Annotated in this window: 12 protein-coding genes; 9 read left to right on the top strand and 3 right to left on the bottom strand. The window is 72.0% G+C overall.

Annotation, left to right across the window (positions count from 1 at the left end):
- Positions 1–21: 21 nt before the first annotated feature.
- Positions 22–630 (bottom strand): TIGR03086 family metal-binding protein, encoded by a 609-nt coding sequence (locus ACIRDU_RS00555; RefSeq protein ID WP_403572352.1) that lies wholly within the window; start codon positions 628–630, stop codon positions 22–24.
- A gap of 132 nt (positions 631–762) precedes the next feature.
- Here ACIRDU_RS00555 and ACIRDU_RS00560 point away from each other — a divergent pair, with 132 nt between their 5' ends.
- Positions 763–2,001: an MFS transporter gene (locus tag ACIRDU_RS00560; RefSeq protein ID WP_403572355.1), complete on the top strand. Its 1,239-nt coding sequence runs from the start codon at positions 763–765 to the stop codon at positions 1,999–2,001.
- Here ACIRDU_RS00560 and ACIRDU_RS00565 read toward each other — a convergent pair.
- Positions 1,938–3,101, bottom strand: a complete 1,164-nt coding sequence (locus tag ACIRDU_RS00565) for a hypothetical protein (protein WP_403572358.1) — start codon at positions 3,099–3,101, stop codon at positions 1,938–1,940. The two genes, ACIRDU_RS00560 and ACIRDU_RS00565, sit on opposite strands and share 64 nt — an antisense overlap.
- Positions 3,098–4,057 carry a 5-dehydro-4-deoxyglucarate dehydratase gene (locus tag ACIRDU_RS00570; RefSeq protein ID WP_403575065.1) on the bottom strand — a complete coding sequence of 320 codons (960 nt, stop codon included), beginning with the start codon at positions 4,055–4,057 and terminating at the stop codon, positions 3,098–3,100. The genes ACIRDU_RS00565 and ACIRDU_RS00570 overlap by 4 nt, the downstream gene beginning before the upstream one ends.
- A gap of 203 nt (positions 4,058–4,260) precedes the next feature.
- Here ACIRDU_RS00570 and ACIRDU_RS00575 point away from each other — a divergent pair, with 203 nt between their 5' ends.
- From ACIRDU_RS00575 to ACIRDU_RS00610, 8 genes are all read left to right on the top strand, one after another.
- The gene (locus ACIRDU_RS00575; RefSeq protein WP_403572360.1) at positions 4,261–5,070 is read left to right on the top strand and encodes an NAD-dependent epimerase/dehydratase family protein; all 810 of its coding nucleotides are present in this window, start codon (positions 4,261–4,263) and stop codon (positions 5,068–5,070) included.
- A 312-nt stretch (positions 5,071–5,382) separates the two neighbouring features.
- Positions 5,383–6,150: a DeoR/GlpR family DNA-binding transcription regulator gene (locus ACIRDU_RS00580; RefSeq protein WP_403572363.1), complete on the top strand. Its 768-nt coding sequence runs from the start codon at positions 5,383–5,385 to the stop codon at positions 6,148–6,150.
- 88 nt (positions 6,151–6,238) lie between these two features.
- Entirely contained in the window at positions 6,239–7,612 is a 1,374-nt protein-coding gene (locus ACIRDU_RS00585; protein ID WP_403572366.1) for an ABC transporter substrate-binding protein, read from the top strand.
- On the top strand, positions 7,609–8,550 hold the full coding sequence (locus ACIRDU_RS00590; protein ID WP_403572369.1) for a carbohydrate ABC transporter permease: 942 nt from the start codon (positions 7,609–7,611) through the stop codon (positions 8,548–8,550). Before ACIRDU_RS00585 ends, ACIRDU_RS00590 begins: the two co-directional genes overlap by 4 nt.
- Positions 8,547–9,398: a carbohydrate ABC transporter permease gene (locus ACIRDU_RS00595; protein ID WP_403572372.1), complete on the top strand. Its 852-nt coding sequence runs from the start codon at positions 8,547–8,549 to the stop codon at positions 9,396–9,398. The genes ACIRDU_RS00590 and ACIRDU_RS00595 overlap by 4 nt, the downstream gene beginning before the upstream one ends.
- Entirely contained in the window at positions 9,395–10,384 is a 990-nt protein-coding gene (locus ACIRDU_RS00600) for a zinc-dependent alcohol dehydrogenase family protein (RefSeq protein WP_403572375.1), read from the top strand. The genes ACIRDU_RS00595 and ACIRDU_RS00600 overlap by 4 nt, the downstream gene beginning before the upstream one ends.
- Positions 10,385–10,457: 73 nt before the next feature.
- The gene (locus ACIRDU_RS00605) at positions 10,458–10,679 is read left to right on the top strand and encodes a hypothetical protein (protein WP_403572378.1); all 222 of its coding nucleotides are present in this window, start codon (positions 10,458–10,460) and stop codon (positions 10,677–10,679) included.
- A gap of 64 nt (positions 10,680–10,743) precedes the next feature.
- Entirely contained in the window at positions 10,744–11,961 is a 1,218-nt protein-coding gene (locus tag ACIRDU_RS00610) for a TerD family protein (RefSeq protein WP_403575068.1), read from the top strand.
- The last annotated feature ends 19 nt before the right edge of the window (positions 11,962–11,980 follow it).

The following is an 11,980-nucleotide window of genomic DNA, read 5'->3' on the forward strand; positions in this document are numbered from 1 at the left end:
CAAAGAAACTGCAATCGCTTTCTATGGCATGGGCGCCCACCCCGGGTCCCGCCCGCTGAGTCCCACGGCCCGGGCCAGCAGGGATGCCTCCGGCTCGACGGAGACGACGGGGCCGAAGATGGCGCCGCGCTCGGGGTCGTCGACGGACGCGGCGAGGAAGTCGTGGCAGAACCCCAGCGCGGCCGGGTCGGGCGCGTACCGCTGACCGGTCGCGCGGGCCAGGTCCCAGCCGTGGACGACCAGTTCGTCGGTGACGACGAGGGCCGCGATCTCGCCGGGCAGGTCGACGCCCCCGGCCCGGGTCATGCCGCTCCAGGCCGCCGGGTCGCGCCAGGCACCGGCCAGTTCGGCGAGGACCTTGGGCAGTTCCTCGCGCCAGCCGGGCGCGATGTCCGGCAGCGCGGAGTCCGGGCTGGTGTCGGTGGTGACGCCGAGGTCCTTGCGGGCGGCGTCACGGAAGGCGGCGGCCAGTCCCGCCAGGTGGCCGAGCAGGTGGCGCACCTCGTACTCGGGGCAGGGCGTCGGGCCGGCCAGTTGTTCGTCGGTGACGCCGGCGACGAGTCGTGCCAGGACCTCCGTCTGGGGTCCGAGGTCGAGGGGCGTACCGGTCGTCCCGGTGGTGTCGGTCATGGGGCTGCTCCTCCGGAGGGTCGTCTCGGGAGGTAGACCGACCCCGGCCGGGAAACTCATCGCGCGCCCGGCCCGTTTCCGAGGAACCTGCCCGATCCGCCGCCCGGGGCCTCAGCCGCACGATGGCGAGACATGACGACCAAGACGACCCGGCCCCTCGTGCGCGTCCTGCGCGACCGCGACTCCCGCCTCTGCCTCTCCGGCGTGGTGGTATCCGGCTTCGGCACCTCGGCCCTGTGGCTGGCCTCGGGCGTGTGGGTGAAGGACCTGACCGGCTCGGACGGCCTGGCCGCGCTGTGCATGCTCGCCCTGTGGCTGCCGACCCTGGCAGGACCGCTGCTGGGCACGCTCGCCGACCGGGTCCGCCGCAAGCCGCTGCTGATCGGCGTCAACGTGCTCCTGGCCACCCTTCTGCTCACCCTCGTGGGCATCGACTCGCCGGGCGACCTGTGGCTGCTGTACGCGGTGCTGGTCGTGTACGGCGCGGCGGGCGTCGTCCACGACGCGGCCGAGTCGGCGCTCGTGGCCGGCGCGGTCGACCCGTCCCTGCTGGGCGACTTCAACGGCCTGCGCATGACCGCCACGGAGGGCATGAAACTCCTGGCCCCGCTGGCGGGCGCGGGCCTCTACGCGGCGTACGGCGGTGGGAGCGTCGCTCTGCTGGACGCGGCGACGTTCGTGCTGGCCACGGGTCTGTACGCGGCGCTGCGGGTGCGGGAGGACAAGCCCGCGCGGCCCACCGGCAGCCGTCGGCGGCGGACCGCCGAGGGCGTCCGGCACCTGTGGGCGCACCCCGTGCCGCGTTCCCTGGTTCTGGCGGGCGGCGCCACCATGCTGTGCGCCGGTGTGAACGGGGCGCTGGTGTACGCCGTCGTCGACGGCCTCGGGCACTCCCCCGCGTACACCGGCGTGCTGTACGCCGTGCAGGGCGCCGGTTCGGTCGCGACCGGCCTGCTCTCCGGCCCCGCCTTGCGCCGGCTGGGCGCCCGGCGCTTCGCGGCGTCCGGAATCGCCCTGCCGGCTGTCGCGGTGGCCCTGCGGGCGGTGCCGTCCGACCCGGTGGCGCTGGTGTGCAGCGCGGCGATCGGCGTGGGGCTGCCCGCGGTGCTGATCGCCGCGCTGACGTCCGTGCAGCGCGAGACGCCGGGTGCGCTGCTGGGCCGGGTCACGGCCACCGCGAACACCCTGGTGTACACACCGAACGTGGTCGGGCTGGCCGCCGGGGCGGCCCTGGTCGAGCTGGTGAGCCACCGGCCGGTGCTGGTGGCCCTGGGCGTGGCCCTGCTGATGACGGCGGCCGCGCTGGGTCAGAGCCCGGTGAGGGCGGAGCGGACCGTCTCCAGGTCGTCGTCGGACGCCAACCCGGCGTGATAGAGCCGCAGTTCGGTGGCACCGAGCTCCCGTGCCCCGGCGGCGTCGGCGGCGAGGGTGCCCGGGCTGCCGCCCATCCCCGAGACGACGGTGAAGTTGGCGGCGATGACGGCGCCCTGGCGGCCTTGCCGTGCGAACGGCGGGAGCGTGCTGGTGCCGCCCGCGCAGGGCACGACCACTCCGTCCGCGACGGACAGGATGTGCGCCGGGTCGACGCCGGGGTTGGCGCCGACGTGGTACGACACCGGGTCCGCGTGCAGGAGCACCTGGAAGCCCTCGGGCGCGGCCGCCCGGACCGCCGCGACGGCCTGCTCCTGGAGGGTGCGGGCGGTTTCGTCGCGGTAGGCGCGCGTGGTGTGCGCGAGGGTCTCTCCGAGCAGCTTCTCGATGCCCGTCCAGCCTCCGTCGGAGGGCGCGCCCTGCCACACCGGCTCCAGCGCCGTCCGTACGGCGGCCGCGAGCGCGTCGGCGTCCAGGCCGTGCCGGCCGTAGCCGTCCCGGCAGGACGGGCAGAAGCACAGCGCCATCAGGTACTGCCCGGCGTCCCCGAGGCCGATGCCGCCGGTCTTGTCGTGGGCGTGCAGATGCTGCAACCCGTACCAGCCGAGGGACTCCAGCTCGGTGCCGCGAGCCCCGGGCCGGACGGCCGCCTCGGCGGCCAGGTCGGTCAGGTAGGCGCGTGTGGCGGGCTGCGCGATGCACGGCGCCCAGGGGTAGCGGTCGCCGTAGGCGTTGACGACGGAGGTGTCCGGGTGCTCGGCGCCGAGGCGGGAGTTGTGCGCGAGGACGACCCAGGTGTGCACCTCGAGGCCGGCCTGCGTGAGCGCGGCGGCGGCCTCGCCGAAGGCGTCCCCGGGGGCCCAGGCGCCGGCCGGGTAGGGGCGCAGCTCGCGCCCGGCCCAGCGGTCGTCCGCCGGGTACAGCACGGCGGCGTGCTCGGCGGTGACGATGCGGTGGCGCGGGTGACGGGGCGTGAGCGCACGCGTGGAGTGGTAGGCGGCGGCGAGGGTCACCTGCTCCACGCCGAGCGCGGCGATCTGCGCGGGTGCCTCCGGGTCCCCGTTGACGTCCCAGGGGTAGACGAATGCCGACGCCTTCACTTGGCCTCCTCCAGCAGCGCGTAGCCCCGCTCGATCACTTCGGCGAGCCGCTTGACATGATCCCCGGCCGGCTCGTGCAGCGGGGGCCGCACCTCCCCGACGTCGAGGCCGCGCAGCCGTACACCTGCCTTGACCAGCGCGACGGCGTAACCGCGGCCCTGGGCGCGCAGCTCGACGAACGGGCGGTAGAAGCCGTCCAGCAGCATGTCCACGGCGTTGTCGTCGCCGTTCCTGAGGGCCTGGTGGAAGGCGAGGGCGATCTCCGGCGCGAAGCAGAACACGGCGGACGAGTAGAGCGTGACCCCGAGGGCGCGGTAGGCGAGCTGGGTCTGCTCGGCGGTCGGCAGGCCGTTGAAGTAGAGGAAGTCCCCCGGGGTCTCGGTGCGGACGGCGCTGACGATGCGCTGCATGAGGTCGAGGTCGCCGAGCCCGTCCTTGAGGCCGATGATCCCTTCCGTGCGGGCGAGTCCGACGACCGTCCCGGGGGTGAACACGGCGTTGTCGCGCTGGTAGACGATGACCGGCAGGGCGGTCGCGGCGGCCACCTCGCGGTAGTGCCGCAGCAGCCCCTCCTGCCCGGCGACGACGAGGTAGGGCGGCATGGCGAGCAGCCCGTCCGCCCCGGCGGCCTCGGCGAGGCGGGCGTAACGCACGGCGAGCGCGGTGCCGTACCCGGCGCCCGCGACGACCGGCACCCGCCCGTCGGCGGCCTCGACGGCGGCCCGCACGCAGGCCTCGAACTCCTCGGGCGTCAGCGCGTGGAACTCGCCGGTGCCGCAGCAGGCGAACACGGCGGCGGCCCCGGCCTCCACCCCGCGGCGGACGTGCGTGCGGTAAGTGTCGAGGTCCACGGAGCCGTCGGGTCCGAAGGCGGTGACCGGGAAGAACAGCGGCCCGCTGGGGACGTTGAGTCGAGCGGCGAGAGGGGCTGACGTCACGAGCTCTCCCGGTTCCATATTCATGATTGGCGTCTATATTTCTGAACGAGTCCACGCTAAGGCGCCGCCTCGGGGCCGGTCAAGCGCACGCACCCGCGACACACCTGCGGATTCGCCCCCTCCGGGCCCTACTTGACGGGGTCCGCCCCTGATCCTTAGCGTGTCCATGCATATGAATGCCGTGCGCTCATGTGCACGGTTGGCGATCAAGGAGACCGAGGATGCCCGCTCCCCGCACCGTCCTGCTCACCGGCGCCGCCGGCGGCCTCGGCACCCTGATGCGGGACCTGCTCCCGGACTACGGCTACGACCTGCGCCTGCTGGACATGCGCCCGATCGAGGGCGCGCCCGACGCGATCACCGCCGACCTCGCCGACCGGGACGCCGTGCGCGAGGCGGTCCGGGGCGTCGACGCGATCATCCACCTCGCGGGCATCTCCCTGGAAGCCCCCTTCGAGAAGATCCTCAAGGCGAACATCGAGGGCACCTACCACCTGTACGAGGCCGCCCGCGAGGAGGGCGTCGGCCGGATCGTCTTCGCCTCCTCCAACCACGCCGTCGGCTACACCCCGCGCCCCCGGGGCGATGACCCACTCATCCCGATCGACACCCCGCGCCGCCCGGACACCTTCTACGGCCTGTCCAAGTGCTTCGGCGAGGACCTCGCGCAGCTCTACTGGGACAAGCACGGCCTGGAGACGGTCTCGGTGCGCATCGGCTCCTGCTTCCCCGAGCCGACCAGCGTGCGCATGCTCTCGGTGTGGATGAGCCCCGCCGACGGCGCCCGTCTCTTCCACGCGGCACTGACCGCCGAGCACGTCGGCCACACCGTCGTCCACGGCTCCTCCGCCAACACCCGGCTGTGGTGGGACCTCACCAGTGCCCGGGCGCTCGGCTACGAGCCGCAGGACGACTCCGAGCCGTTCGCCGAGAAGCTCATCGCCGAGCAGGGCGAACTCCAGGACGGCAACGAGGCGCACGCCTACCTGGGCGGCCAGTTCGTGACGGACCCGCCGGTCTGGCCGTACTGACCGTCATCACCTCACCCACAGCAGCGGGCGGGCAGAGAACGGGCCCGCCCGCTCGGGCATCCGGGCACGGCCCGGAAGCAGTGGGGCAGCGCCGCCAGGGGCGCGGGGAAACGCGCGACCAGCCACAACGCACCTGCGGACGGCCACGGCCTCCCCCCGGCACACCGCGCAGCCCCACGACCGAACGGGCACAGACGGGCAGGATCGCACCCCCAGCAGACCTGGTCACCAGGGAACACCGGCTGTAGAACTTCCCCCATGGCCCGACCGAGGGCCCGAACGGGCAGCACAGCAGGAAGGCGGGTGACGGCCATGAACAGAACCGCGGAAGAACGCCAGCGCGAGATCGTGCTGGCCGCACGGCGTGACGGCTCGGTCGACGTCACCACCCTCGCCGCCGAGCTGGGCGTGGCCAAGGAGACCGTACGGCGGGACCTGCGCATCCTGGAGGACCACGGCCTGCTCCGCCGCACCCATGGCGGCGCCTACCCCGTGGAGAGCGCCGGCTTCGAGACGACGCTCGCGTTCCGGGCCACCAGCCACGTGCCCGAGAAGCGCCGGGTCGCGGCGGCCGCGGCCGAGCTGCTCGGCGACGCCGAGACCGTCTTCGTCGACGAGGGCTACACCCCGCAGCTCATCGCCGAGGCGCTCCCCCGGGACCGGCCGCTGACCGTGGTCACCGCGTCCCTGCCGGTCGCCGGCGTCCTCGCCGAGGCCGAGCACATCTCCGTGCTGCTGCTCGGCGGCCGGGTGCGGCGCGGCACCCTCGCCACCGTCGACCACTGGACGACGAAGATGCTGTCCGGCTTCGTCGTCGACCTGGCCTTCATCGGCGCCAACGGCATCTCCCGCGAACACGGCCTCACCACCCCCGACCCGGCCGTCAGCGAGGTCAAGGCCCAGGCGATCCGCGCCGCCCGCCGCGTGGTCTTCGCGGGCGTGCACACCAAGTTCGGAGCGGTCAGCTTCTGCCGGTTCGCCGAGGTCGCCGCGCTGGAGGCGATCGTGACGAGCACCCTGCTGCCGGCCGCCGAGGCCCACCGCTACTCGCTGCTCGGACCGCAGGTCATCCGCGTCTGACCCTGCCTCACCCACGTCCCCCAGGGCACCTCCACACCCTGCCATGCCCCTTATCTCCTCATACTCCCCATACATCCAGGAGCGATCCATGCGAACCCAGAGCCGACGACGGCCACCGCGAGCCACGCTCGCCCTGGCCGCCGCAGGGACGCTGCTCGCCCCGCTGCTCTCCGGCTGCTGGGTCGGCGCGGGCGGGGCCGGATCCGGCGGCGACGCCATCAACGTCCTGATGGTCAACAACCCGCAGATGGTCGAGCTGCAGAAGCTGACCCGCGCCCACTTCACCGAGGAGACGGGCATCAAGGTCAACTTCACCGTCCTGCCCGAGAACGACGTCCGCGACAAGATCAGCCAGGACTTCGCCAACCAGGCCGGCCAGTACGACGTCGCCACGCTGTCCAACTACGAGATACCGATCTACGCCCGCAACGGCTGGCTGCACGAGATGAACGGCTACGTCGCCAAGGACCCCGGCTACGACGAGCAGGACGTCCTGAAGCCGATGCGCCAGTCCCTCACCGGCGACGACGGCAAGCTCTACGGCCAGCCCTTCTACGGCGAGTCGTCGTTCCTCATGTACCGCAAGGACGTGTTCGAGAAGCAGGGCCTGACGATGCCCGCGCACCCCACCTGGCAGCAGGTGGCGGACCTCGCGGCGCGGGCCGACGGAGCCGAGCCCGGCATGAAGGGCATCTGCCTGCGCGGCCTGCCCGGCTGGGGCGAGGTGATGGCCCCGCTCACCACCGTCGTCAACACCTTCGGCGGCACCTGGTTCGACAAGGACTGGAAGGCACGACTCGACTCCCCCGCCTTCGAAAAGGCGACGAAGTTCTATGTCGACCTGGTGCGTGAACACGGCGAGTCCGGAGCGGCCCAGTCCGGCTTCGCGGAGTGCCTGAACAACATGACCCAGGGCAAGGTCGCCATGTGGTACGACGCCACCTCCGCGGCCGGATCCCTGGAGGCGGCGAACTCCCCCGTCAAGGGCAAGGTCGGCTACGCCCCCGCCCCCGTCGAGAAGACGAGGTCCTCCGGCTGGCTCTACACCTGGGCCTGGGGCATCCAGAAGGCCTCCCGCAACCCGGACAACGCCTGGAAGTTCGTCTCCTGGGCGTCCGGCAAGGGCTACGAGGAGCTGGTCGGGGACCAGGTCGGCTGGTCGAACGTCCCGGCCGGCAAGCGGGCGTCGACGTACGCCAACGCCGACTACCGCAAGGAGGCCGCCGCCTTCCAGGAGATGACCAGGAAGGCCATCGAGCAGGCCCGCCCGAACGATCCCGGCGTGCAGCCGCGCCCCGCGCCCGGCATCCAGTTCGTCGGCATCCCCGAGTTCACCGACCTCGGCACCAGGGTCTCCCAGGAGATCAGCGCGGCCATCGCCGGACGCCAGTCCGTCGAGTCGGCCCTGAGGAAGGCGCAAGCGCTCGCCGAGAAGATCGCCGAGGAGTACGAGGGACGATGACCGCCACGACAACGGCCCCCGTGGCCGCACCGGACACGCGCACCCCGGTCCGCCGCCCCTCCCCCCGGCTCCGCGCCTGGGCCACCCGGGCCCCGCTGCTGCCCGCCCTGATCTTCATGATCGTGGTCACCCAGCTGCCCTTCGTGGCCACGCTGGTGATCTCCTTCTTCGACTGGAACTCCCTCTATCCCGACGCCCGCCGCTTCACCGGCGTCGACAACTACCAGGAGGTCCTCACCGACCCGGACCTGCGCCACTCGGTGTGGACGACCGTGCTGCTGACGGTGGCGGTGGTCCTGGCCAGCCTGGTCCTGGGACTGCTCCTGGCGCTGCTCCTGGACCGGAGGTTCCGCGGCCGGGGCATCGTCCGGACGTTGCTGATAGCGCCCTTCCTGGTGGTGCCCGTCGCGGCGGCCCTGCTCTGGAAGCATGTGCTCTACAACCCTGAGTACGGCCTGTTCAACGGGTTGTTGCACTATGTGGGCGGTCCACAGCCCGACTGGATCTCCAGCACCCCGCTGCTCGCGGTCGAGGCGTCCCTCGTCTGGCAGTGGACGCCGTTCATGATGCTGATCCTGCTCGCCGGACTGCAGAGCCGTGACCACGAGCAGATCGAGGCGGCCCGCGTCGACGGCGCGAGCGACTGGCAGATCTTCGTCCATCTGACGCTTCCGCACCTGCGCCGCTACCTCGAACTGGGCGCCCTGCTGGGTTCGATCTACATCGTCCAGAACTTCGACGCGGTCTTCACGATCACGTCCGGCGGCCTGGGCACCGCCAACCTCCCCTACACCGTCTACCAGAGCTTCTACCAGGCCCATGAGAACGGCCTCGCCTCGGCCGCGGGCGTCCTGGTCGTCATCGGCTCGATCGTCATCGCGACCTTCGCCCTGCGCGTGGTGTCGTCCCTGTTCCGCGAGGAGGTGTCCCGCGCATGAGCACGACCGCACCGCGTGCCCGCCGTGTCCGTGGCAAGGGGGCGGGCATGGGCCTGCTGGCCTGGCTGCTCGGCGTCGCGTTCTTCCTGCCCATCGCGTGGATGGCGCTGACGTCCTTCCACTCGGAGGCGGACGCGGCGACCAACCCGCCGTCCTTCGCGGCCTCGCTGACCCTGGACGGCTACCGCGAGTTCTTCGGCGCGGGGGGCGGCGCGAGCCCCTGGCCTGCCCTGATCAACTCCCTGGTCGCGTCCGTGGCCTCGACGCTGCTCGTCCTGGTGCTGGCCTTCCCGGCCGCGTACGCGCTGTCCGTCAACCGGGTTCGCAAGTGGACGGACGTGCTGTTCTTCTTCCTCTCCACCAAGATGCTCCCGGCCGTGGCGGGCCTGCTGCCGATCTACCTGTTCGCGAAGAACGCCGGGATGCTCGACAACATCTGGCTGCTGGTCGTCCTCTACACCTCCATGAACCTGCCGATCGCGGTGTGGATGATGCAGTCGTTCCTCGCCGAGATCCCGGTCGCGGTGATCGAGGCGGCCCGGGTGGACGGGGCCAGGCTGCCGACGGTCCTCGCGCGCGTGGTGGCCCCCATCTCCCTCCCCGGTATCGCCGCCACCGCCCTGATCTGCTTCATCTTCAGCTGGAACGAGCTGCTGTTCGCCCGGGTGCTGACCGGTGTGGTCGCCGAGACCGCCCCCGTCTTCCTGACCGGCTTCATCACCAGCCAGGGCCTGTTCCTGGCGAAGGTGTGCGCCGCGTCGCTCGTCATCTCCCTGCCGGTGCTCGCCGCGGGGTTCGCCGCCCAGGACAAGCTGGTCCAGGGCCTGTCGTTGGGAGCCGTGAAATGAAGGCCGCCGTCATCGAGTCCGTGGGCAAGGCCGTCGTGGCCGAGGTCCCGGACCCGACGCCAGGGCCCCGTGAGGTCGTCGTCGAGGTCGCGGCCTGCGGGCTGTGCGGCACGGACCTGCACATCCTCCAGGGCGAGTTCGCCCCGAAGCTCCCGATCGTGCCCGGGCACGAGTTCGCCGGCGCGGTCGTCGGGGTCGGCACGCAGGTCACGGAGGTGTCGGTGGGCGACCGCGTCGCGGTCGATCCGTCCCTCTACTGCTACGAGTGCCGCTACTGCCGTACCGGCCACAACAACCTCTGCGAGCGCTGGGCGGCGATCGGCGTGACCACGGCCGGAGGCGCGGCACAGTACGCGGTCGCCCCGGTGGCGAACTGCGTGAAGCTCCCCGAGCACGTGCGCACCGAGGACGCGGCGCTCGTGGAGCCGCTGTCCTGCGCGGTGCGCGGCTACGACGTACTCCGGTCCCGCCTCGGCGCGCACGTCCTGATCTACGGCTCGGGCACGATGGGCCTGATGATGCTGGAGCTGGCCAAGCGCACGGGCGCGGCGAGCGTGGACGTCGTCGACGTGAACCCGGCCCGCCTGGAGACGGCCCGCCGCCTCGGCGTCTCGGCGGCGGCGGCGAACCCCGACGAACTGGACCGTCCGCAGGGCTGGGACCTGGTCGTCGACGCCACGGGCAACGCGGCGGCGATCCAGGACGGCCTGGACCGGGTGGCGAAGGCAGGCACGTTTCTGCAGTTCGGCGTGGCCGACTACGCGACCCGCGTGACGATCGACCCGTACCGCGTCTACAACCAGGAGATCACCATCACGGGCTCGATGGCGGTCCTGCACAGCTTCGAGCGGGCGGCGGAACTCTTCGCGAACGGCGTCCTCGACCCCGAGATCTTCATCAGCGACCGCATCCCGCTGGAGCGGTACCCGCAGGCGCTGGAGCAGTTCGCGGCGGGGGTCGGCCGCAAGATCGTGGTCGTGCCGTAGGGCAACCGGCCGCCGCGGGCGGGGCGGGCGAAATTCAGTGGGCCGTCCGTCCCCGCCCCCCTACGCTCGCGGCATGCCACGACCCCACGGATTCACCTACGAGCAGCACGCGGGCGGAACCGTCCGCATCAGCCACCACGGCCGCCCCGCCACCACCCTGAACGGCCCCCGTGCCGCGCAGTTCCTCGCCGAGGTCGAGGCCTCCGACCCGCAGCTGGTCATGGCCCGCTGGACCGGCAACTACAAGCGGGGCAACGAACGCGCCGCCCGCGATCACCTCCGCAATCGCCGGTGACCCGATTGGCCGCTTGGTAAGGGAACGGCAAAACCGCCTCGCTCGTTCACCCGGCATGACAGCTATGACCCCCGGCTCGAACATCCCCCTGTCCGCCGCCCGCGTGACGGTGGACGTCACCGCCCCGGTGCGGCTCGACGTATCGGGCCTGCTGCTCACCGCCGACGGCAAGGTGCGCTCCGACGACGACTTCATCTTCTACAACCAGCCGTCGGGCCCGGGCGTGACGCACCGCTCGGGCGGCGGCACCGCGCCCGACGCGATCGTGGTCGACACGGCGGCCGTGCCCCCGGGCATCGAGAAGATCGTCGTCACGGCGAGCCCGGACGCCGCGGGCCAGACCTTCCAGGGCATCGAGCCGACGGCCACGATCCGCAACGCCGACGACAGCTCCGTCCTGGCCACGTTCACGCCCCCGCAGCTCGGCAGCGAGACGGCCCTGGTCATCGTCGAGATCTACCTGCGCAACGGCCAGTGGAAGGCCCGAGCCGTCGGCCAGGGCTACGCCAACGGCCTCGCCGGCATCGCCACGGACTTCGGTGTCACGGTGGAGGAACCGGCCGCCCCGGCCCAGCCGGTGACCCCGCCCCAGCCGGTGGCGCCGCCGCCGGCCCCGGCGCAGCCGCCCGTGGCCCCGCCGGTCTCGACGCCCGCCGCGCCCCCGGCCGCCCCGGCCACGCCTCCGCCGCCCGCGCCCGGCGCCGGGAAGATCAACCTCGACAAGGGCCGCGTCAGCCTCCAGAAGAACCAGACCGTCTCCCTGATCAAGGGCGGCCGCCCCCTGCTCTCCCAGGTGAAGATGGGTCTCGGCTGGGAGCCGGCCTACCGGGGCAAGGACATCGACCTGGACGCCTCGGTGATCGCGTACGGGCCGCAGCGCAACCACATCGACAGCTGCTACTTCGGCAAGCTCCAGATCGTGGGCGGTTCGATCCGGCACTCCGGCGACAACCTCACAGGGGAGGGCGGCGGAGACGACGAGGTCATCACCGTCGACCTCGGCCGTCTCCCCCAGGAGGTCACCGGCCTGGTCTTCACGGTCAACTCCTTCTCCGGCCAGAAGTTCACGGAGGTCGCCAAGGCCTACTGCCGCCTCCTGGACGGCACGACCGGCGAGGAGCTGGTCCGCTTCGACCTCACCAGCGCCGAGGCGCAGACCGGCGTGATGATGGCCAAGCTGATCCGCCAGTTCTCCGGCGAGTGGGACATGACGGCCATGGGCGACTTCGTCAAGTCCCGCACGGTGAGGGGAATGGTGAAGCCGGCGGCACAGGCCCTGTAACCCACTGAACCGGCCTGCG

It is taken from the genome of Streptomyces sp. NPDC093598 (genome assembly GCF_044764825.1).
Taxonomy (GTDB): domain Bacteria; phylum Actinomycetota; class Actinomycetes; order Streptomycetales; family Streptomycetaceae; genus Streptomyces.